The sequence below is a fragment of the Streptomyces sp. NPDC018026 genome (assembly GCF_044327745.1).
GTDB lineage: Bacteria > Actinomycetota > Actinomycetes > Streptomycetales > Streptomycetaceae > Streptomyces > Streptomyces rubrogriseus.
In genome coordinates, this window is record NZ_JBIRFY010000001.1 from 1,056,091 (window position 1) to 1,076,913 (window position 20,823).

At 72.9% G+C, this 20,823-nt stretch carries 16 protein-coding genes; 4 read left to right on the plus strand and 12 right to left on the minus strand.

The window, feature by feature from the left end:
* Positions 1-173: 173 nt before the first annotated feature.
* Entirely contained in the window at positions 174-1,211 is a 1,038-nt protein-coding gene (locus ACH4D3_RS04285; RefSeq protein ID WP_398316134.1) for a DUF2510 domain-containing protein, read from the minus strand.
* A 274-nt stretch (positions 1,212-1,485) separates the two neighbouring features.
* On the opposite strand from ACH4D3_RS04285, the gene ACH4D3_RS04290 reads away from it, so the two are divergent.
* Positions 1,486-4,167 (plus strand): ATP-binding protein, encoded by a 2,682-nt coding sequence (locus ACH4D3_RS04290; protein ID WP_398316136.1) that lies wholly within the window; start codon positions 1,486-1,488, stop codon positions 4,165-4,167.
* A 26-nt stretch (positions 4,168-4,193) separates the two neighbouring features.
* Here the strand turns inward: ACH4D3_RS04290 and pcaD are convergent, their stop codons facing one another.
* Genes pcaD through ACH4D3_RS04325 form a run of 7 tightly spaced genes read right to left on the minus strand, consistent with a single transcriptional unit; the run spans position 4,194 to position 10,672 of the window.
* Entirely contained in the window at positions 4,194-5,312 is a 1,119-nt protein-coding gene (pcaD, locus tag ACH4D3_RS04295; RefSeq protein ID WP_398316643.1) for a 3-oxoadipate enol-lactonase, read from the minus strand.
* Between the two features lie 5 nt (positions 5,313-5,317).
* Positions 5,318-6,664, minus strand: a complete 1,347-nt coding sequence (gene pcaB, locus ACH4D3_RS04300; RefSeq protein ID WP_398316138.1) for a 3-carboxy-cis,cis-muconate cycloisomerase — start codon at positions 6,662-6,664, stop codon at positions 5,318-5,320.
* Positions 6,661-7,266, minus strand: coding sequence for a protocatechuate 3,4-dioxygenase subunit alpha (gene pcaG / locus ACH4D3_RS04305; RefSeq protein ID WP_398316140.1), 606 nt, complete (start codon positions 7,264-7,266; stop codon positions 6,661-6,663). The genes pcaB and pcaG overlap by 4 nt, the downstream gene beginning before the upstream one ends.
* Before the next feature lie 6 nt (positions 7,267-7,272).
* Positions 7,273-8,046, minus strand: a complete 774-nt coding sequence (gene pcaH, locus ACH4D3_RS04310) for a protocatechuate 3,4-dioxygenase subunit beta (RefSeq protein ID WP_398316142.1) — start codon at positions 8,044-8,046, stop codon at positions 7,273-7,275.
* Between the two features lie 18 nt (positions 8,047-8,064).
* Positions 8,065-9,267 (minus strand): thiolase family protein, encoded by a 1,203-nt coding sequence (locus ACH4D3_RS04315; RefSeq protein ID WP_398316144.1) that lies wholly within the window; start codon positions 9,265-9,267, stop codon positions 8,065-8,067.
* A complete protein-coding gene (locus ACH4D3_RS04320; RefSeq protein ID WP_398316146.1) occupies positions 9,264-9,917 on the minus strand; it encodes a CoA transferase subunit B in 654 nt (217 codons plus the stop codon). The genes ACH4D3_RS04315 and ACH4D3_RS04320 overlap by 4 nt, the downstream gene beginning before the upstream one ends.
* Positions 9,917-10,672 (minus strand): CoA transferase subunit A, encoded by a 756-nt coding sequence (locus ACH4D3_RS04325; protein WP_398316148.1) that lies wholly within the window; start codon positions 10,670-10,672, stop codon positions 9,917-9,919. Before ACH4D3_RS04325 ends, ACH4D3_RS04320 begins: the two co-directional genes overlap by 1 nt.
* 229 nt (positions 10,673-10,901) lie before the next feature.
* On the opposite strand from ACH4D3_RS04325, the gene ACH4D3_RS04330 reads away from it, so the two are divergent.
* Positions 10,902-11,366, plus strand: a complete 465-nt coding sequence (locus ACH4D3_RS04330; protein WP_398316150.1) for a MarR family winged helix-turn-helix transcriptional regulator — start codon at positions 10,902-10,904, stop codon at positions 11,364-11,366.
* Between the two features lie 18 nt (positions 11,367-11,384).
* Here ACH4D3_RS04330 and ACH4D3_RS04335 read toward each other — a convergent pair whose 3' ends face one another.
* Complete coding sequence (locus tag ACH4D3_RS04335; RefSeq protein WP_398316152.1) at positions 11,385-12,353, minus strand: DUF3048 domain-containing protein; 969 nt, start codon at positions 12,351-12,353, stop codon at positions 11,385-11,387.
* A 211-nt stretch (positions 12,354-12,564) separates the two neighbouring features.
* On the opposite strand from ACH4D3_RS04335, the gene ACH4D3_RS04340 reads away from it, so the two are divergent.
* The gene (locus ACH4D3_RS04340) at positions 12,565-13,755 is read left to right on the plus strand and encodes a zinc-dependent alcohol dehydrogenase (protein ID WP_398316154.1); all 1,191 of its coding nucleotides are present in this window, start codon (positions 12,565-12,567) and stop codon (positions 13,753-13,755) included.
* Positions 13,756-13,779: 24 nt separating this feature from the next.
* Here the strand turns inward: ACH4D3_RS04340 and ACH4D3_RS04345 are convergent, their stop codons facing one another.
* Positions 13,780-14,847 carry an ATP-dependent DNA ligase gene (locus ACH4D3_RS04345; RefSeq protein WP_398316156.1) on the minus strand — a complete coding sequence of 356 codons (1,068 nt, stop codon included), beginning with the start codon at positions 14,845-14,847 and terminating at the stop codon, positions 13,780-13,782.
* Between the two features lie 74 nt (positions 14,848-14,921).
* On the opposite strand from ACH4D3_RS04345, the gene ligD reads away from it, so the two are divergent.
* Positions 14,922-15,947 carry a non-homologous end-joining DNA ligase gene (gene ligD / locus ACH4D3_RS04350; protein ID WP_398316158.1) on the plus strand — a complete coding sequence of 342 codons (1,026 nt, stop codon included), beginning with the start codon at positions 14,922-14,924 and terminating at the stop codon, positions 15,945-15,947.
* A gap of 18 nt (positions 15,948-15,965) precedes the next feature.
* On the opposite strand, the gene ACH4D3_RS04355 is transcribed toward ligD, so the two are convergent.
* Positions 15,966-18,155, minus strand: coding sequence for an OmpL47-type beta-barrel domain-containing protein (locus tag ACH4D3_RS04355; RefSeq protein ID WP_398316645.1), 2,190 nt, complete (start codon positions 18,153-18,155; stop codon positions 15,966-15,968).
* 14 nt (positions 18,156-18,169) lie between these two features.
* Positions 18,170-20,647 (minus strand): ThuA domain-containing protein, encoded by a 2,478-nt coding sequence (locus tag ACH4D3_RS04360; protein ID WP_398316160.1) that lies wholly within the window; start codon positions 20,645-20,647, stop codon positions 18,170-18,172.
* Positions 20,648-20,823: the final 176 nt, after the last annotated feature.

Below are 20,823 nucleotides of genomic sequence, written 5' to 3' on the forward strand. Positions count from 1 at the left end.
AGGCCGCCGTCCACGGGATGACTGGACGGTGGCCTGCCCGCGCCGCACCGTGGGGACGGGGGCGGCGCGCACCCCCGGCCGGGCGGGGCACCCTCTGAGCGGAAGGGCGCCCCGCCCGGCCGGCGGTTTTCCGCGGTACGCCGGCGGTACCTCCGCGGGCGCCGCCGGGCCGGTCAGACGTCCTGGCCGTTGCCCCCGCCGCCGCCCGAGGTGTCCACCTCGATGCCCTTGGTGATCTCGTCGATGACCGTCTGCTTCTGGTCGGTGTCGACACCGAAGCGGACGACGACGATCCGCTCGGGGTCGGCGGGCGAGGGGAACGCCAGCGACTCGACGAAGCCGTCGGAGCCCTTGGCGGTGACCGCCTTCCAGCGGACCAGGTAGCCCTTCTGCCCGGCGACCGTGACCGCCTTGGAGGCCAGCTCCTCGTGCGAGGTGATCCCGCCGTAGGACTCGCCGCCGTAGGATTCCTCGGCGTTCGCCTCGATGTCGGCCTTGGCGACCTCCTCCGCGGTGTCGCCCTCGGTCTTCAGGAGCACGGCGGGGGCCGAGTAGGCGCCGCCCTTCGTGCAGGACTTGGAGGTGTCGCCGGGGCACTTGTAGGCGTCCTCCGACGTCACCTGCGCACCGACCTGCAACTCCTGTCCCGACCAGCCGTCCGGTATGGGCAGGCTGATCCCGCTGAACGCGTCCGTCACCGAGCCGCTGTCCACCGTGGGCGGCTCCGACCGGTCCGGCGAGTCCGGCGCGGGCGACCGGCCGTCCTCGCCGCCCTCACCGCCGCCCGAGTCGCCGAAGGGGTCGTTCCGGTCGCCCGGAGCGCGCCGGTCCTGCTGCGCGCCGCCCGCGTCGTTGCCGCCCGAGCCGTCGTCGGTCAGCGCGTACACGCCGACCCCGATGCCGGCCAGCACCGCCACGGCCGCCGCCACGGCTATGCCGGTACGCAGCCGCCGCCGTCGCGCGGACGGGGGCTGGACGGGTATGCCCGGATAGCCCGGGTGCACGGGGTAGGGCCCGGCCGCGGTGTCCTGCACCGGTGGCTGGACCGGCGGTTGCCCCGGCGGCTGCGCGGGGGGAGCCCAGGCGGCGGCCGCCTCCGCGGGGCGCACCCGGTCGGTCCACGCCGTGCCGTCCCACCAGCGTTCGGTGGCGGGACCGTCATTCTTCTGTCCGGGGTCCGGGTACCACCCGGGAGGAGTCGCCTGCGTCATGTGCCCACCGTATGAGGCGTCGGTGAAAGCCGGATGAGAGGCCCGGCCGTACCCCGGCCGCACCCCGTCCTCCGGAGGGCCCGGCGCCCCGCGCCGCGCGAGGTTGACGGGCTCCCGGCCGCACCGCCGCTGATGACGGGCCCGGTCCGTCGTTCACGCTTTACCGCATGTCACCCGTCACGGCAACTGGTCGGCGGAGCGCCCACCACTTGCGCGATCGGAGGGCTAGGCTCAGGCTCTGTACGTCATTCGGGCGACTCGGGGAGGTAGCGGGATGACGGAGGTACGGCGGGCGGGCGCCGTCCCGGCCTCCCTCTGGGAGCGCGACGAGGAAGTCGCCACCATCACACGCGCGGTGGACACCCTGTGCGCGGACCGCTCGTCCCCCGGCACCCTGCTGGAGGCCCGCGGCGAGGCCGGGGTCGGCAAGACGGCGCTGCTCGCCGAGACCCGCCGGATCGCCGAGGCGAGGGGCTGCACCGTCTGGTCGGCACGCGGCGGCGAGACCCTCAGGTCCGTCCCCTTCAACGTGGTGCGCCAACTGCTCCAGCCCGCCCTGGTGTCCATGCTGCCCGAGGAGGCCCGCGAGTACCTCGGCGACTGGTACGACATCGCGGGTCCCGCCCTCGGCATAGCGGACCCCGGTGAGCGGCAGGCCGACCCGCAAGGCGTGTGCGACGGCCTGGTCGCCGCCGTACGCCGGCTCGCCCGCCGGGAGTGGCCGCTGGTGCTGCTGATCGACGACGCCCACTGGGCCGACCAGGAGACCCTGCGCTGGCTCGCCGCGCTCGCCGAACGGCTCGACGAGACCTCCGTCCTGGTCGTCATCGCCCGCCGCCCCGGCGACGTCAGCGGCGACAGCGCCCGTCACCTGGACGCGGCCACCGCCGTCGGCCGGCCTCTCGCCCCGCTGAACGCCCTCACCCCCGAGGCGACGGCCGGACTCACCCGCGACACGCTGGGCGCACACGCCGAGGCCGCGTTCTGCCGCGAGGTGTGGGCCGTCACCGGCGGCAACCCCTACGAGACCGTCGAACTCCTCGCGAAGGTCCAGGACAGCGAATTGCAACCCGTCGAGGCGGAGGCCGCCGAACTGCGCGCCCTGAACCGCTCCGCCCGCGGCGGCGGTCTCGTCGCCCGCCTGGAGCAACTGGGCGTCGACTCCACCCGGTTCGCCTGGGCCGCGGCCATCCTCGGCGGCGGCATCACCGTCGACATGGTGGCCAGGCTCGCCACCCTGGACCGCGCCGACGCCGCCCGCTGCGCCGAGCTGCTCCGGGGCGCCCGGATCCTGTCCGTACCGGACGCCGGCGCCGGCCAACCGGCCACGGGCGACCTGGAGTTCGTCCATCCGCTGATCGCCACCGCCGTCTACAACTCCATCCCCGACGCGCTGCGCACGGCGATGCACGGCATAGCGGCCCAGCTGGTCGCCGACTCCGGGCTCGGTGCGGCGGCGGCCTCCCGCCATCTGCTCAAGGTGCACCCCGACGACGACCAGGAAGTCGTGGCCCAGCTGCGCGAGGCCGCCCGCGAGCACCTCGCCGTCGGAGCCCCCGACGCGGCCCGGCGCTGCCTCGAACGGGCACTGCAGGAACCGCCGTTGCCCGAGTCCCACGCCCGCGTGCTGTTCGAACTGGGCTGCGCCACCCTCCTCACCGCGCCCGCCACCACCATCGGACATCTGCGCACCGCGCTCGCCATGCCCGGCCTGGAGGGCGAGCAGCGGGTGGACGCCGTCTTCCGGCTCTCCCAGGCCCTGCTCCACAACGACCAGCTGGAGGAGGCCGTCCGCACCGTCGAGGCGGAGGCCGCCCGCAACCCCGACCCCTCCGCGCGCCTGCGGCTCCAGGCGGCCCAGTACATGTGGGAGGGCATCCACGCGGGCGAGACCTCCTCGCCGCACCGCTCTGCCCGCCTGGCCGAACTGGCCGCCACCTGCACCGGCCGCGACAACGCCGAGCGCGCCCTGCTCATCCTGCGCGGCTTCGACGCCATGACCCACGGCGAGAGCGCCGAGGAGGTCGTCGAACTGTGCGACCGCGCCCTCGTCAACGGCCGCCTGGCACCCGGACTCGGCTGGACCGACACCGAGTGGGGCCTGGAACTGCCGATGATGCTGGCCAGCTCCTACGCCTACGCCGATCGGCTGGACCGCGCCGAGGCACTGTTCACCGAGGCCCTGCGCGCCTACGAGAGCGCCGGCTGGAGCGGCGGCCACCTCTCCCTCGCGCACGCCTACGTCGGCCTCGGCCACCGTAGGAGGGGCCGCCTCAGGGAGGCCGAGCAGTCGCTGCGCGAGTCCCTGCGCATCGCCGAACGCGTCGGCCGCGGACTGCCGCTGTACTGGTCGGCGACCTGCAACCTGATCGACACCCTGCTCGCCCGCGGCCATGTCGAGGAGGCCAGGACCGTCGCCGACCAGTACGGCTTCGCGCCGCCGTACCCGTCGACGATCGTGCTGCCCGACCCCCGCCCGGTGCGCGCCCGCCTGCTCCTCGCCACCGGCCGCACCAAGGAGGGCGTCAACGAACTGGAGGCCGCCGAGAAGGCCGCCGCCGCCCGCGGCCGGCACAACCCGGTGGTCGTCCCCTGGGCGACCGAACTGGCCCGGGCGCTGGCCGGCGAGGACCCCGGCCGCGCCGCCCGACTGGCCACCGACGCCCGCCGCCAGGCCGAGCGCTTCGGCACGGACACCGCGATAGGAGAGGCCCTGCGCTGCGCCGCCGCACTGGAGACCGGCCAGCGCGCGGTCCGGCTCGCCGCCCAGGCCGTCACCTATCTGGAGGCCTCGCCCTGCCAGTACGAGCACGCCGCCGCCCGCGTGGAGTACGGCCTCGCGGCCCGCTCGGCGGCCGAGCTGAACCGGGGACTGGCGCTGGCCGAGTCCTGCGGCGCCGACGGCCTCGCCATCCGCGCCCGCGAGGCCCTGGCGGTGGTGGGCCGGGCGGGCTGAGGTGCGTCAGGGCGCCCCGAGGGGATTCACCCCGCGGTGCCCTCCGCCTCCTCGGCCAGCACCCGCTGGGCCGTCGCGAACGCCGAGTTCGCGGCCGGGACCCCGCAGTACACCGCGGTCTGGAGCAGTACCGCGCCGATCTCGTCCGGCGTCAGTCCGTTGCGGCGCGCCGCCCGCACATGCATGGCCAGCTCCTCGTAGTGGCCGTGCGCGACCAGCGCCGTCAGTGTGACCATGCTGCGCTCGCGGCGCGAGAGCGTCTCGTCGGTCCAGATCTCGCCCCACGCGTAGCGCGAGATGAAGTCCTGGAAACGGGCGGTGAACGGCGACTGCCGCGCCTGCGCCCGGTCCACGTGCGCGTCGCCCAGCACCTCGCGCCGCACCGCCATGCCCCGCCGGGCCCCGCCGTCGAAGTGGGCCCGCAGCGCAGTCAGCACCGCCTCCGGACGCTCGGCCGGCGCCAGGTGCGAGGCACCCGGGATCTCCGTCAGCGTCGAGCCCGGCACCGCGTCGGCGATCTCCCGCAGGTGCGCGGGCGGTGTGGCCGGGTCCTCGCGCCCCGCGACCAGCAGGGTCGGCGCGGAGATCTCACCGACCCGCTCCCGCAGGTCGAAGCCGGCCAGCGCGTCGCAACAGGCCGCGTACGCACCGGGATCGGCCTCCCGGTGGTCCCGGACCAGCCGCGGCACGGTGAACCCCGGCGTGAACCACCGCGCCTCCGCACCGTCCGCGAGCCGTGCCAGCCCTTCCGCGCGCACCCGCGCGGCCCGCTCCTCCCACGGCTTCGCGCCGTTGAAGTGCGCCGACGAGCAGACGACCGCCAGGGACGAGACGCGCTCCGGGTGGTGCACGGCCAGATGCAGGCCCACCGCGCCGCCCAGGGACACCCCGGCGCAGGCGAACCGCTCCAGCCCGAGCGAGTCGGCGAGCGCCAGCACCAGATCGGCCAGGTCCCCGACGGTGGCGCCGGGCCCGATCAGGTCGGCCCGCGAACCACCGTGCCCGGGCAGGTCCCAGCGGATCACCCGGTGCCGGACGGACAGTTCGGGCGCCACCGCGTCCCACAGCGCGTACGAGGTGCCCAGCGAGGGGCCCAGCAGCAGCGGGGGAGCGGAGGCGGGGCCTTCGGACAGGTGGTTGAGCATGGTCGTCAACGTCGCTCCAGAGCACGGTCGGTGAGGGTGGCGGCGGCGCCCGTGCAGCGAGCGGGGTCGCTCGGGCCGGCCAGGTCGAGGTCCCGCAACTCCGGTACCTCGGCCAGGAGTTCACCCAGGTCCCGGTCCTCGGCGTAGGCGCGTGCCGCCAGTTCGGTGAGCAGTTCCTTGGCGCGGGCCCGCCCGAGCACCGGCGCCAGTTCGGCCGAGAGCCGCTCCGAGACGATCAGCCCGTGGGTGAGCCCGAGGTGCGCCCGCATCACGTCCGGGCGCACCCGCAGCCCCTCGGCCAGCTCGGCGGCATCGCGGGCGGCGCCGCCGGCCAGCCGCAGCAGGTCCCGCAGCGGCTCCCACTCGGCGTGCCAGGCCCCGGCCGGCCGCTCGTCCTCGGCGGCCAGTGAGCCGTACAGCGTGGCCGCGAGCTGCGGTGCGCGCCGGGCGGCGGCCGCGATCAGCGTGGACCGCACCGGGTTGGCCTTGTGCGGCATCGCCGAGGAACCGCCCCCGCTGCCCTCGGCGACCTCGCCGATCTCGGTGCGCGACAGCGTCAGCACGTCCACGGCGAACTTCCCGAGCGCCCCGGCGGTGAGGGCGAGGGCCCCGGCCAGGTCGGCGATCGGAGTGCGCAGCGTGTGCCACGGCAGTACGGGCGCCCGCAGCCCCAGTTCGCGGGCGTAGGCGGCGGGCAGCGCGGCCGGGTCCGTCGCACCGTACGCCTCGAAGGCGGCCAGGGTGCCCGCCGCGCCGCCGAGCTGGGCGGGCAGCGCGTCCCGCACCGCCGTGATCCGGTCCCGCGCGTCCAGCACCAGCGCGCGCCATCCGGCCGCCTTGAGCCCGAAGACGGTCGGCACGGCGTGCTGGGTGAGGGTCCGGCCCGGCATCGGCGTGTCCCGGTGCGCGGCGGCCAGCCGGGCCAGCGCCCGTTCCGTGCGGGCGAGATCGGGCAGCAGCAGGTCCAGGGCGCGGGCGGCGACCAGCATCGTCGCCGTGTCCAGGATGTCCTGGCTGGTCGCACCCCGGTGCACGTACGGCCCGTACGGCTCGCCGACCGCCTTCGTCAGATCGGCCACCAGGGGGATGACCGGGTTCCCGCCGCCCCGGGCGCGCTCGGCCAGGGAGCGCGCGTCGAAGGCGCCGGGGTCGGCCGCGGCCGCGCCCACCGCGTCCGCCGCCTCGGCCGGGGCGAGCCCCAGCACGGCCTGGGCGCGGGTCAGCGCCGCCTCCGCGTCGAGCAGGGCCCGCAGGTACGCGCGGTCACCGGTCGCGGCGGCGGCCGGCGCGCCCGTCCACCCGGGGGCGAGCAGGCCGGTGCCGCAATCGGCGGGGTCGGCGGGTGATGTCACTGAAACTCCAGGAAGACCGTCTCGCCCTCGCCCTGAAGGCGGATGTCGAAACGGTACGTCCCCTGGCCCTCGTCCGCGGCGATCAGCGTGTCGCGGCGTCCGGCGGGCACCCGGGACAGCAGCGGGTCGGCGTCCGGCACCGTCGCGTCGCCCGGCAGATAGATCCGGGTGAACAGGTGCACCAGCAGCCCGCGCGCGAACACGCACACGCTGATGTACGGCGCACCGCGCCCACGCGCGCCCGGCCGCAGCGTCCGCGCGTACCAGTGGCCGTTCGCGTCGGTCTGAATGCGCCCGAAGCCGGTGAACTCCACGCCGTTGCGGCCCAGGAAGCCGCCGGAGGCGGGATCGCGCCGCATCGACCCGTCGACGGTGGGGACGTTGCCCTCGCTGTCCGGGCCCCACAGCTCCAGGAGGGCGTCGGGCAGCGGGTTTCCCTCGCCGTCGTACACGTACCCGTGCACGGTGACCGTGTCGGGGTGCCCGGCGGGCGCGATGTCCTCGCCGCCGCGGAAGGGCAGGGCGTACCCGTAGAAGGGGCCGACCGTGTGCGACGGGGTGGGCAGCACCTGCTCCGGGCGGCTGGTGTCGATCTTCGTCATGGCGGGTCAGCGTCCTTCTTCGATCCAGGTGGCGTTCGGGCCGTCGAGCACGATGTCCCAGTGGTAGCCGAGCGAGAACTCCGGCACGGACAGGCTGTGGTCGTAGGTCGCGATCAGCCGCTGCCGCGCGGCGTCGTCCGTCACCGACTGCAGGATCGGGTCGTACGGGAACAGCGGGTCGTTCGGGAAGTACATCTGCGTGACCAGGCGCTGGGTGAACGCCGAGCCGAACACGGAGAAGTGGATGTGCGCCGGGCGCCAGGCGTTGACGTGGTTGCGCCACGGGTAGGGGCCGGGCTGCACCGTGGTGAAGCGGTAGCAGCCGTCGTCGTCGGAGAGGGTGCGGCCGACGCCGGTGAAGTTCGGGTCCAGCGGTGCGTCGTGCTGCTCGCGCTGGTGCGCGTAGCGCCCGGCCGAGTTGGCCTGCCAGATCTCCACGAGCTGCCCGCGGACCGGTTTCCCGTCGCGGTCCAGGAGGCGGCCGGAGACGGTGATGCGCTCGCCGACCGGCTCACCGGTGTGCTGCCGGGTCAGGTCGTTGTCGATGTCGGTGATGTCCCGCTCCCCGAAGGCGGGCGAGGCCAGCTCCACCAGCTCCGGGTCCTTGGTGACGTCGATGGCGATCGGCGGCTGCTTCGGGTGGCGCAGCACCGAGGAGCGGTACGGGGCGTAGTCGCGGCGCGGGTGGTGCTCGACGGGCGCGCCGTCGGCGACCCGCTTCTCGTAGGCGGCGTGCTGGGCCGCGATCTCCGCGTCGATGTCGTGCTGGGTGAGAGTCATAGGGGGTCCCGGGGGTGACTAGCGGTCGAGGACCAGGGCGAGGCCCTGGCCGACGCCGATGCAGAGGGTGGCGATGCCGGTGCCGCTCCCCTTGCGGGCGAGCTGGTGGGCGACGGTGCCGGCGAGTCGGGCGCCGGAGGCGCCGAGCGGGTGGCCGAGGGCGATGGCGCCGCCTTGCGGGTTGAGGACCGCGGGGTCGAACTCGGGCCACTCGGCGACGCAGCCCAGCACCTGGGCGGCGAAGGCCTCGTTGAGTTCGAGCACGTCCAGGTCGGCGAAGGTCCGTCCGGCCCTGGCGAGCGCCCGGTTCACGGCCTCGACGGGCGCGAGGCCGAAGTACTGCGGGTCGGTCGCCGAGACCCCGGTGGCCGAGACCCGGGCGAGCGGCTCGCGCCCGGTGGCCCGCAGGCCCTCCTCGTCGGCCAGGAGCAGCGCGGCGGCACCGTCGTTGAGCGGGGAGGCGTTCCCGGCGGTCACCGTGCCGTCGGTCTTCCGGAAGGACGGCTTGAGCTTGGCCATCGCCTCCAGGGACGCGTCCGGGCGTACGCATTCGTCGGCGGCGAAGTCCACCGGGTCGCCCTTGCGGCGCGGCACCGGCACGGGCGCCAGCTCGGCGTCGAACAGGCCGTCGGCCCGGGCGCGGGCGGCCTTGTGGTGGGAGGCGAGGGCGTACGCGTCCTGCTGCTCGCGGGTGATCCCGTGCTTGTCCGCGATCAGCTCCGCCGACTCGCCGAGCGGGATCGTCCACCGCGGGTCCATCGCCGGGTTGACCATGCGCCAGCCCAGGGTGGTCGAGTACATCTCGGTGTGCCCGGCGGGGAAGGGCCGGTCCGGCTTGGGCAGCACGTACGGCGCCCGGGTCATCGACTCCACGCCGCCCGCGAGCGCGACCGACGCGTCGCCGACCGCGATGGCACGGGCGGCCTGGATCACCGCTTCGAGACCGGACGCGCACAGCCGGTTCACCGTGACGCCGGGGACGGTGGTGGGCAGGCCGGCCAGGAGCGCGGCCATCCGGGCGACGTTGCGGTTCTCCTCACCGGCGCCGTTGGCGTTGCCGAAGTACACGTCGTCGATCCGGGACGGGTCCAGGCCGGGGGTCCGGCCGAGGAGTTCCCGGATCGCGTGCGCGGCCAGGTCGTCCGACCGTACGCCCGCCAGGCCCCCGTTGTACTTGCCGAACGGGGTGCGCACCGCGTCGACGATGTAGACGTCCCTCACTTCGGTCCCTCCGTGCTCTCCGCGACGACGAGCTTGGCGTCGGTCCTGGCGACGACCTCCTCGACGCCCACGCCCGGGGCGGTCTCCACCAGGACCAGGCCGTCGGCGGTGACGTCTAGGACGCCGAGGTCGGTGATGACGCGGTTCACACACGCCTTGCCGGTGAGCGGCAGCGCGCACTCCTCGACGATCTTGGGGGAGCCGTCCTTGGCGGTGTGCGTCATGACCACGATGACCGTGCGGGCGCCGTGGACGAGGTCCATCGCGCCGCCGATGCCGGTGATCATCTTTCCGGGGACGGCCCAGTTGGCCAGGTCGCCGCGCGCGGAGACCTGCATCGCGCCGAGCACCGCGACGTCGATGTGCCCGCCCCGGATCATGCCGAAGGACAGGGCCGAGTCGAAGAAGGCGGCGCCCGGGCGGACCGTGACCGTCTCCTTGCCCGCGTTGATCAGGTCGGGATCCACCTCGGCCTCGGTGGGGTACCGGCCGGTGCCCAGGATGCCGTTCTCCGACTCCAGGGTGACCTCGACGCCCTCGGGGAGGTGGTTCGGGATCAGGGTGGGCAGGCCGATGCCGAGGTTGACGTACTGGCCGTCCGCCAGCTCCAGCGCCGCCCGTGCGGCCATCTGCTCACGCGTCCACGCCATCAGGAACTCACCGTCCGCCGCTCGATCTTCTTGTCGGTGGCCTGCTCCGGGGTGAGCGCCACCACCCGCTGGACGAAGATCCCCGGCAGGTGCACCGCGTCCGGGTCGATCCCGCCCGGCTCGACCAGCTCCTCCACCTCGGCGATCGTCACCCGTCCGGCCGTCGCGGCCAGCGGGTTGAAGTTCCGGGAGGACTTGGCGAAGACCAGGTTGCCGTGCCGGTCGCCCTTCGCCGCGCGGACCAGCGCGAAGTCGGTGCGGATGCCGCGCTCCAGGACGTACTCCGTGCCGTCGAACTCGCGGACCTCCTTCGGCGGCGAGGCCAGCGCGACCCCGCCCGACCCGTCGTACCGCCACGGCAGCCCGCCGTCGGCGACCTGGGTGCCGACCCCGGCGGGCGTGTAGAAGGCGGGTATTCCCGCGCCGCCGGCCCGCAGCCGCTCGGCCAGGGTGCCCTGGGGGATCATCTCCACCTCCAGCTCCCCGCCGAGGTACTGGCGCGCGAACTCCTTGTTCGCGCCGATGTAGGACCCGGTCACCCGGGCGATGCGCCCGGCGGCCAGCAGGACGGCCAGCCCCGACTCCATCGCCCCGCAGTTGTTGGAGACCACCGACAGCCCGCCGGTCCCGCGCTCGTACAGCGCCTGGATCAGCACGTTCGGCACACCGCTCAGCCCGAAGCCGCCCACCGCGAGCGACGCGCCGTCGGCCACGTCGGCCACCGCCGCACCGGCCGTGGCCACCACCTTGTCCATCCGAGGAGCCCCATCTCTTCCGCGTGCCCCGGGAGCAGATAGTCAGGGCACTGAGTATTTCAGCGAGATTGCCCACACGCTGCCACCGGACGGCCGGGGCGTCAAGACCCGCAAAGTCGAGGCAGAGCCGGGGTGGATCCGAGGCGGATCGGATGAGGCGTTCCCGGATGTTGGTACGCGGTGCCATGTATCGTCAGTGCACCTACGAAAATGACCACGGGGAGTGCACATGGCAGCGGTCGATCTGGCCACCCACCCCGGCCACCTGGCCCGGCGGCTGCAGCAGGCGCACTACCTGCTGTGGAACACGATGGTCTCCGAGGAGACCACCTCGCCGCAGTACGCCGTCCTCAACGCCCTGGTCGCCGAGCCGGGGCTCGACCAGCGCACCGTGGGGGAGCGGGTGGGCCTGGACCGGTCCACCATCGCGGAGGTGGTCAGCCGGCTCGGCCGCCGCGGGCTGCTCGACAAGGTCCGCGACCCGCAGGACGGCCGCCGGTCCCTGCTCCGGCTCACCGACGAGGGGCTGCGCGTGCACCGCAGGCTGGGCGTGCGCATCGCCCGGATGAACCAGGTGTTCCTGGCCCCGCTCGCCGCCGACGAGCAGGCGGTGTTCATCGACCTGATCCGCCGGGTCGCGGACGCCGCGGAGGGGCTCCGCAACCCGGCCCAGCCTACGGTGGCACCGGGCTGACCGGGGGTTCCCCCTCCGTCAGGAGTGCCCGGCGAAGACGACCCACACCTGGCCCTCGGCGAAGTTCAGCGGCTCGCCGTCCCCGGTGGTGAAGGCGGTGCCGTCGGCGGCCGCCCCGCGCTTCCAGGTCGCGTCGTACGTGCGCCCGTCGCGCAGCACCTCCGCCTGTCCCGAGCCCACCGACTCGACGTAGGGCGAGTTGCTGCCCCGGAAGTCGCGGAAGTCCGACTCGCGCACCTTCACGTGCTGCACGACGACCGTGGCCGGGGCCAGCCGCCCGCCGTCGGCCGTGCGGGCCGGGCTGCCGTCCATGGAGACCAGCCACCGGTCCCGGCTGTCGGACCAGGTGAAGGCGAAGCTCGCCGAGGGGTAGCGCACCGTGCGCGAGGACTCCGCCTTGCCGCCCGCGGGAGCCTTGCCGTAGGTGAACCCGGTGGTGAGGGCCGCGGGCCCGGAAGGCTCCTGGAGCAGCCTGCCCGGCCGCAGATAGAGGTTGTGCGGGGCCTGCCGGTCCCCGGCGCGGACGTAGGCGTCGGAGTCCTCGCCGGGCGGCTCCGCACGCAGCGGGGCCCGGTCGATGAGCGGCAGCAGCTTGCTCTGCGCGCCGGAGAACGCCAGTACCGGCCGGTCGAACTGGCCGAGCAGCTCCAGGTCGGACTCGCGGGCGCTGCGCACCGGCCCCACCGACTCGGGCAGCTCGGTGGCGTAGACCGCCATCAGCCGGCTCAGTCCCGCCTCCACGGGCTCGGCGTACACGACGTCCGCGTCCTCCAGACCCGTCTGCGGGCGGGCCGCGCGCACGTTGTCGACCTTCACGGCGAGCACCGGTCCCGGGGCGGGGGCGGCGCTGTGCGAGCGCTCCGGTTCCGGCGCCCGCCCGTCCTCCTTCGCGCCCGGCCCCGCCGTGCAGCCCGCGGCGGCCAGCGAGGCCGCCACCGCCGCCGTCAGCAGGGCGGCATACCGTCCCCTGCGCGTCCCTTGTCGCATCCCGGCCATCCGTCCACCCATCCCGTGTCATTGATTGTGCGCTTCTTAAAGCATTTAGTGCCATACCTGACTGAATCCGATACGGCACACGGAACGGGGCAGATAATCCGCTGTTCGGCCGAAAAGACCGCCGGGTTCGGCGACGGGAGCCCCGGGGTACCCGGCCGCCACTCGGAACCGACGCGCACGGCGACGGAGGGAGCGCGGGGCGATGAAGGCAGTGACATGGCAGGGCAAGCGGGACGTCCGGGTCGAGGACGTGCCGGACCCAAGGATCGAGGAGCCCACCGACGCGGTCATCCGCGTCACCTCCTCCGGGCTGTGCGGCTCCGACCTGCACCTCTACGAAGTGCTCACGCCGTTCATGACACCGGGCGACATCCTCGGCCACGAGCCGATGGGCATCGTGGAGGAGGTCGGTCCCGAGGTGACCGGGCTGAAGCCCGGCGACCGGGTCGTGGTCCCGTTCCAGATCGCGTGCGGACACTGCTACATGTGCGGCACCGGGCTGCCGACGCAGTGCGAGACCACCCAGGTCCACGGCGAGGGCATGGGCGCCCCGCTGTTCGGCTACACCCGCCTCTACGGCGCGGTGCCCGGCGGCCAGGCCGAGTACCTGCGCGTGCCGCAGGCCCAGTACGGGCCGATCAAGGTGCCCGAGGGCCCGGCCGACGACCGCTTCGTCTACCTCTCCGACGTCCTGCCCACCGCCTGGCAGGCGGTCGCCTACGCCGAGGTGCCGCGGGGCGGCGGCATCGCCGTGCTGGGCCTCGGCCCCATCGGCGACATGGCGTGCCGGATCGCCCGGCTCAAGGGGGTCGACAAGGTGTTCGGCGTGGACCTCGTCCCCGAGCGGCTGGAGCGGGCCCGCGCACGGGGCGTGGAGACGTTCGACCTGCGGTCCTTCGACAACGAGAAGGAACTCGTCGCCGCGATCCAGGACCGGACGGACGGCCGCGGCCCCGACGCCGTGATCGACGCGGTCGGCACCGAGGCGCACGGCGGCGCCGTGGCCAAGCTGGTGCAGCAGACCGCCGCGGTGATGCCCCGGGCCATCGGCGGCCCCCTGGCGGAGCGGTTCAGCGTCGACCGGCTCGCCGCCCTGTACACCGCGATCGACCTGGTGCGCCGCGGCGGCACCATCTCGCTGTCCGGCGTGTACGGCGGCATGGCCGACCCGATGCCGATGCTCACGCTGTTCGACAAGCAGGTCCAGCTGCGGATGGGCCAGGCCAACGTACGCCGCTGGAGCGACGAGATCGTGCCGTACCTCACCGACCAGGACCCCCTCGGCGTCGACGGCTTCGCCACCCACCGGGTGCCGCTGGCGGACGCGCCGCACGCGTACGAGATGTTCCAGAAGAAGCAGGACGGCGCGGTCAAGGTGCTGATGAAGCCGTAGCCGCCAGGAGGTTCCGCGGCGGCCTCACGGCCCGCCGAGGATCTCCGACAGGTCGTAGCGGACCGGCTCCTCCAGCTGTGCGTAGGTGCAGCTCTCGGGGGTCCGGTCCGGGCGCCACCGGCGGAAGCGGGCCGTGTGCCTGAAGCGCGCCCCGTTCTCCATGTGGTCGTACGCCACCTCGACGACCCGCTCGGGGCGCAGCGGCACCCAGGACAGGTCCTTCTTGCCCGACCACCGGCTGGGCGCGCCGGGCAGCCGCGCCCCCTCGTGCGCCGCCTCCTCGGCCCAGGCGGCCCACGGATGCCCCCGGGCGTCGTCCATGCGCAGCGGCTCCAGCTCCTCCACCAGCTCGGCCCGGCGCTTCATCGTGAAGGCGGCGCACACGCCCACGTGCTGGAGCACGCCCCGGTCGTCGTACAGGCCGAGCAGCAGCGAGCCGACCACGGGCCCGCTCTTGTGGAAGCGGTACCCGGCGACGACGACGTCCGCCGTCCGCTCGTGCTTGATCTTGTACATGGCCCGCTCGTCCTGCCGGTAACGCAGGTCGAGCGGCTTGGCGACCACCCCGTCGAGCCCCGCCCCCTCGTACTGCTCGAACCACTGCCGGGCCACCTCGACGTCGTCCGTCGCCGGTGCCACGTGCACCGGCGGCGTCACCCCGCCCAGCGCCCGCTCCAGCAGCGCCCGCCGGTCGGTCAGCCCCACGTCGAGCAGGGACGCGTCGTCCAGCGCCAGCAGGTCGAAGGCGACCAGCGAGGCCGGGGTGCGCTCCGCCAGGGTCCGCACCCGGGAGTCCGCCGGATGGATCCGCTCGGTGAGCGCGTCGAAGTCCAGGTGCCCGTCCCGCGCGATGACGATCTCCCCGTCCACCACGCACCGCTCGGGCAGCCGCTCCCGCACCGCCGCCACCAGCTCCGGGAAATACCTGGTCAAGGGCTTGCCCGTCCGGCTCCCCAGCTCCACCTCGTCCCCGTCGCGGTACACGATCGCACGGAAGCCGTCCCACTTCGCCTCGTAGTGCATCCCCGGCGGGATCTTCGCCACGGACTTGGCGAGCATCGGCTTCACGGGCGGCATGACGGGGAGCTCCATGCTCCGATTCTGTACGCCGCCGCCCGCCGCCGCCTGATGTGCGAAGCTCCCGGGCTGCGCCTACCGTGGCTCGCATGGCGGAAGCGGTGGAACTGGAGGCGGGCGGGCGGAGCGTGCGCTTGTCCAGCCCGGGGAAGGTCTTCTTCCCGGAGTGCGGCTACACCAAGCTCGACGTGGCCCGCTACTACCAGGCCGTCGCCCCCGGCATCCTGCGCGCCCTGCGCGACCGGCCCACCACCCTGCAGCGGTACCCGGACGGCATCACCGGCGAGTGGTTCTACCAGAAGCGCGCGCCCAAGGGGATGCCCGACTGGATCCCGACCGCGCACATCACCTTCCCCAGCGGACGCAGTGCCGACGAGATGTGCCCCACCGAGGAGGCGGCGGTGCTGTGGGCCGCCCAGTACGGCACCCTCACCTTCCATCCCTGGCCGGTGCGCCGCGACGACGTCGACCACCCCGACGAACTGCGCATCGACCTCGATCCGCAGCCCGGCACCGACTACGACGACGCCGCCCGCGCCGCCCACGAACTGCGCGCGGTGCTGGCGGAGTTCGGCTCTCTGCGCGGCTGGCCCAAGACCTCCGGCGGGCGCGGCATCCACGTCTTCGTGCCGATCGAGCCGCGCTGGACCTTCACCCAGGTGCGGCGCGCCGCCATCGCCGTCGGCCGGGAGATGGAACGGCGGATGCCCGAGCGGGTCACCATCAAGTGGTGGAAGGAGGAACGCGGCGAGCGCATCTTCATCGACTACAACCAGACCGCCCGCGACCGCACCATCGCCTCCGCCTACTCCGTGCGGCCCCGCCCGAACGCCCCGGTCTCCGCCCCGCTGACCTGGGACGAGGTGGGCGTCGCGCACCCCCAGGACTTCGACATCACGACCATGCCCGCGCGCTTCGCCGAACTCGGCGACGTGCACGCGGGCATGGACGACACGAGGTACTCCCTCGACGCGCTGCTGGAGCTGGCGACGAAGGACGAGCACGACCACGGGCTCGGTGATCTGCCGTACCCGCCCGAGTATCCGAAGATGCCGGGCGAGCCGAGCCGGGTCCAGCCCAGCCGGGCCAGGAAGAAGACTCCCGGCCCGGACTGAGCCCCAATCATCCGGTTTCTACAGGTCCTTGATCCGGACGTCGCGGTACGAGACCACGTCCGAGGTGCTGTGCACCTGCAGTCCGATGTAGCCGGAGGCGAACCGCCGCCCGTCGGTGCCCGGGTCGTCCGAGCGCTCGGGGTAGAAGGTCTGGCCGCCGAAGTTGTCGAACTCGTTGATCAGCACGCCGTTGCGGTAGACCGAGTAGTGCTGGTCCACCACCCGGATCTCGTAGTCGTTCCAGGTGCCCTTCTCCGTCACGCCCGCGCCGGCCAGGCCGACCCGGTCGAAGCCGTAGAGGGAGCCCGTCTTGTACATGTCGCCGGTCGGGCTGTCGAACACCTGCACCTCGTGCCCGTACTTGATGGCGACCCACTCCGGCCGGGACTCCTCCGGGTGGTCGTGCACCTGCGGGAAGCGTACGAAGACGCCGCCGTTGGTGTTCGAGGTGCCCGCCGCGTCGTCCCGCCACTGGAGCTTCAGTGAGAAGTCGCCGTACTTGCGCTCGGGGAACCACAGCATGCCCATGCCGGGCGTGCTGGTGCTGGACGTGATCGACCCGTCCGGGTTCAGCCCGAACGAACCGCCGCCCACCTGCTCCCACTTGGCGAAGGACTCCTGGCTGCCGTCGAGGATGTTGCGGTAGCCCTCGGTCTGACCGGGCCGGCCGATCTTCGACTGCTTGGCGGCCCTGTTGATCGCCCGGTACTCCCGCTTGTCGACGACGCCCTCGTCCAGGAGACCGTCCATGACCTCACGGACGTGCTTGAGGAAGAGCGCCTGGGACGTCCACTCCTTCTCGTCCTCGATCAGCTCGCCGATCCGGCACCGGTTGTTGGTGACCCGGTTCGGCACCCCCGAGTCGAGCGTGCCGACGATCACCGTGAGGCGCTCGTCGTACTCCGGGCAGGGCGGCGGCGGCACCTGGCCCGCCACCACCGTGAAGCTCACGGCCAGCGGCTCGGAGGTGTTGCCCGCCTTGTCGCTCGCCCGGTACGTCACGGTGTGCCGGCCCACCCGGTCCACGACCACCGGGTCGGTGTACGCCAGGTAGGGCCCGGCGTCCAGCGAGTACTCCACACCGGCGACACCGGAGCCGCCCTCGTCCGCGGCGTTCACGGTCACCTTCGCGCTGCCGACGTAGGCGCCGTCGGAGTCCTTGGTGCCGTCCACGGTCGCGCCGGTCACCGGCGGGGTGGTGTCCTGCGGGGGAGCGGCGGCCACGGTGAAGGCGACGCTCTTCTCCGCGGCGATGTTGCCCGCCTTGTCGGTGGCCCGGTAGCGCACCGTGTGCTCGCCGACCTCGTGCACCATGACCGGCGCCGTGTACGCCGTCCAGGCGCCGTCGCCGACCGCGTACTCGATGGTGTTGACGCCGGAACCGGTATCGGAGGCGGTGACGGTCACCGTCGCCATGTCGATGTAGGCACCGTCCGCGTTCTTCTCGCCGCTGACCGTCGCCGAGGTCTCCGGCGCGGTCGAGTCGTCGGTGTCCGGCGCGGTCACGGCGAACGTGACGCTCTTCTCCTCGGCGGCGTTGCCCGCCTTGTCGAACGCCCGGTAACGCACCACGTGTTCACCGACCTGGTCGACGACGACCGGCGTGGTGTACGGCTGCCAGGCGCCGTCGGCACCGATCGCGTACTCGATCCGCTCCACGCCCGAGCCGCCCTCGTCGGTGGCGGCGATGCTCACGGTCGCGGAACCGACGTACGCGCCGTCGGCGTTCTGCGTGCCGCCCACCTCGGCCGAGGTCGCGGGCGCCGTGGTGTCCTCGCCGCCGCCGCCCTCGGTGACCACGAGCACGCCCGTCATCTGGCCGTGGCCCGGGATCGTGCAGTGGTACATGTACTTGCCGGGGGTGAGGGTGACCTCGGCGGTGTGCTTGCCGCCCTCGGCATCGAACGGGTTGGACAGGATGTTCAGCTGGACGTCCTGGTTGTACGCGGGGTCGCTGGTCATGAACGTCAGCGTGTGCGGCATGCCGGTGGTGTTGCCGGTGGCCTCACTGTTCTCGAAGACGATCGTGGCCGGACCGGCCACCGCCGTCTCGGGCGCCGACGTGTACTTGGTGATGTCGTCACCGGCCGTCCAGGTGAGCACCTGGTCGGCGGCGGCCGCGGCGGGTGCCTTTGCCGGCTGCCCGGAGGCGGACGTCGCCTGCAGTCCGAGCACCATCAGCAGGCCGGCCAGCAGCGCGGCCCACATTCTTCGTTGGCGTATCACTCGGTCCCCCTCGCCAGCTGTCCGGCGGCCGGCGTCGGGCCGCCGCCCTCGTAGGTGACCCGCCACAGGGCCGACTTGGAGTCCGAGGTGAAGAAGCCGCGGCCGTAGTCCAGGACGTACAGCGCTCCGTCCGGGCCGAACTTCCAGCCCATCAGGTTCTTGATGCCGTCGTTGCCGATCGGCACGATCTTCTTCAGGGACTCCGAGTGCACCGGCAGACCGCCGTCGCCCTGCGTCTTCGGGTCCATCAGCACCGCGTTGCGCGGCTGGTCGGCGTCGTAGAAGTCACCGACGAACCACTTGCCGTCCCAGTACGCGGGCCACTTGGTGTCACTGGTGCTGTCGGCGTCGTAGCGGTAGAGCGGGCCGTTCATCGCGGCCTGGCCGCCGCCCTTGAGCCAGGGCAGCCGGTAGGTGGCCTCGTCCTGCTCGTACGACGGGACGCCGTTCTCGTCGCGCGGGTAGTCGGGGCCGCCGCCCTGCGGCGAGTACCAGATGTTGTTGCCGGTCACCGGCGGCAGGTTGACCAGGCCGTCGTTGTTCGGCGACTCGTTCTTCGGGTGGTCGCAGTCGTACCAGCCCAGCGGCTTCGACGGGTCCGGCAGGTTCCGGTCCCGGTACGGCTGCTTGTTGCCCATGCAGTACGGCCAGCCGCGGTTGCTCGCCTTGGTGATGGTGGCGAACGTGTCGTACTTGGCCGGACCCCACGTCGGCGACGGGGCGCCGGCGTCCGGGCCGACCCAGCCCGCGTACAGGGTGTCGGTCTTCTTGTCGACCGAGATGCGCGCCGGGTTGCGCACACCCATCACGTAGATCTCGCCCCGCGTCTTGCCGCCGCCCTCGGCGGTCTCCTCGCCGGTGAAGAGGTTGCCCTCCGGGAGCGTGTACGTCCCGTCCGGCTCCGGGTGGATGCGCAGGATCTTGCCGTTGAGGTTGTTGGTGTTGCCGGCCGTGCGGCGCGCGTCGGCGAAGGACACGCCCTTGAAGTTGGGCTCCGGGTTGTTGCCGGAGTAACCGTCGCTGAATCCACTGGAGTTGTTGTCACCGGTGGCGATGTACAGGTTCCCCTTGGAGTCCCAGGCCATCCCGCCGCCCGCGTGGCAGCAGCTGTGGATCTGCACCGGCCACTTGAGCAGCACCTTCTCGCTGCCCATGTCCAGCTTGTTGGTGGCCGGGTCGAGGGTGAAGCGCGAGACCCGGCGCTCGGCCATGTGCGTGTCCCGGTTGATCTCGGAGTGCGGGGTGTAGTGCAGGTACACCCACCCGTTCTCCGCGAACCCCGGGTCCAGTTCGATGCCGAGCAGGCCCTCCTCGACCTTGGTCAGCTCGTCGCCGCCGCCCTTGTTGCCGAAGACGGTCAGCGCGCCCGCGAGGGTGACCTTGTCGGTCTTCGGGTCCCAGACGTGGATCTCGCCCGTGCCCTTGCCGACGTTCGGGTCGTTCCAGTCGGTCACCACCGGCTGGGAGGAGTCCGCGCCGCCGCGGCCGATGTAGAAGACGCGGCCGTCGGGTGCGGTGACCAGGCCGTGCGGTTCGCCGATCTGGTCGTTCTGGCCGGGCTGGTTGGGATCGGTGAGCCGCTCGGCCTTGTAGTTGGCGTTGATGGTCGCCTTGCAGTCGGCCTGCGACAGCCGGGTCGTCCACATCAGGGCGCCGCGCAGATGGGTGCGGAAGTCGGCCTCGTCGTACGACGACACCGTGCCGCCCATGCCGGTGTAGAACGACCGGCCGCCGTCGTAGTCCCGGCACCAACTGACCGGGTGGTCCGCCCCGTTGGCACTCGTCCCGGGCGCGTAGGTGGACTCGCGCACCCGGGCCACGGTGTGGACCTCACCGGACGGGTTCTGCTGCCAGTTCAGCCACTCGTCGGGGCGCTTCCACTCCAGCGGCAGGTCCTTGGTGGCCGGATGCCGCCGGTCACCGACCTCGACCGTGGCCCGCTGGACCTTGGTGGGACTGCCGGCCGCCGGACGGGCGCCGACCAGACCGGTGAACCAGTCCGAGTACGGCTCCGCGCGGGCCGCGTCGTGGACGCCGACGAACCCGCCGCCGGCCTCCATGTACGCCTCCAGGCCCGCCTCCTGAGCGGGCGTCAGCACATCGCCGCCGCCGGTCAGGAAGACGACCGCGTTGAAGCGGCCGAGCTTCTTCTCGTTGGTGAAGACGCCGGCGTTGTCCGTGGCCTCGACCTTGAACCGCTCCTTGGCGGGCCCGGAGAGACCGATCCGCTCGATGGCCGAGATGCCGGCGTTCACGACCGGCGACTCGTCCCCGGCCGCGGCGGAACCGTAGAAGATCAGCACCCGTACATTGGCGCCGCCGGGCGGCGACTTGATCGACATCGTTGTCAGGGATGGGTCCGGCGCCGGACGTGCGCTGGCGGCAGGGCCGGCCAGCAGTCCCGCGGCGACGAATGCGGCGGTGGCGCACGCCGCCCAGCCTCTTCTTCTCGCGCTCAACCCTCTTAAGGGCATGGGCACCTCCTCGGTCACGGCAGCAGCGCCAAGGAAGCTAGACCTCTTTGCGCGGTACGCCAATAGGTATGACCGGGATCGAACGAACTTTGTCCTGAGTGTGGATAAACATGGCGGCAACCGGTACGGTCCCACAGGCTCATCACAGCCAATCAGGTCCTGGGTCTGCGCACATT

Coding starts and splice junctions, on each gene's coding strand:
- ACH4D3_RS04330 (WP_398316150.1), top strand. CDS start 10,902: ATGGCAGCGGTCGATCTGGCCACCCACCCCGGCCACCTGGCCCGGCGG.
- pcaD (WP_398316643.1), bottom strand. CDS start 5,312: ATGCTCAACCACCTGTCCGAAGGCCCCGCCTCCGCTCCCCCGCTGCTG.
- ACH4D3_RS04355 (WP_398316645.1), bottom strand. CDS start 18,155: ATGTGGGCCGCGCTGCTGGCCGGCCTGCTGATGGTGCTCGGACTGCAG.
- ACH4D3_RS04290 (WP_398316136.1), top strand. CDS start 1,486: ATGACGGAGGTACGGCGGGCGGGCGCCGTCCCGGCCTCCCTCTGGGAG.
- ligD (WP_398316158.1), top strand. CDS start 14,922: ATGGCGGAAGCGGTGGAACTGGAGGCGGGCGGGCGGAGCGTGCGCTTG.
- ACH4D3_RS04285 (WP_398316134.1), bottom strand. CDS start 1,211: ATGACGCAGGCGACTCCTCCCGGGTGGTACCCGGACCCCGGACAGAAG.
- ACH4D3_RS04320 (WP_398316146.1), bottom strand. CDS start 9,917: ATGGCGTGGACGCGTGAGCAGATGGCCGCACGGGCGGCGCTGGAGCTG.
- pcaH (WP_398316142.1), bottom strand. CDS start 8,046: ATGACTCTCACCCAGCACGACATCGACGCGGAGATCGCGGCCCAGCAC.
- ACH4D3_RS04335 (WP_398316152.1), bottom strand. CDS start 12,353: ATGCGACAAGGGACGCGCAGGGGACGGTATGCCGCCCTGCTGACGGCG.
- ACH4D3_RS04325 (WP_398316148.1), bottom strand. CDS start 10,672: ATGGACAAGGTGGTGGCCACGGCCGGTGCGGCGGTGGCCGACGTGGCC.
- ACH4D3_RS04340 (WP_398316154.1), top strand. CDS start 12,565: ATGAAGGCAGTGACATGGCAGGGCAAGCGGGACGTCCGGGTCGAGGAC.
- ACH4D3_RS04360 (WP_398316160.1), bottom strand. CDS start 20,647: ATGCCCTTAAGAGGGTTGAGCGCGAGAAGAAGAGGCTGGGCGGCGTGC.
- ACH4D3_RS04345 (WP_398316156.1), bottom strand. CDS start 14,847: ATGGAGCTCCCCGTCATGCCGCCCGTGAAGCCGATGCTCGCCAAGTCC.
- pcaG (WP_398316140.1), bottom strand. CDS start 7,266: ATGACGAAGATCGACACCAGCCGCCCGGAGCAGGTGCTGCCCACCCCG.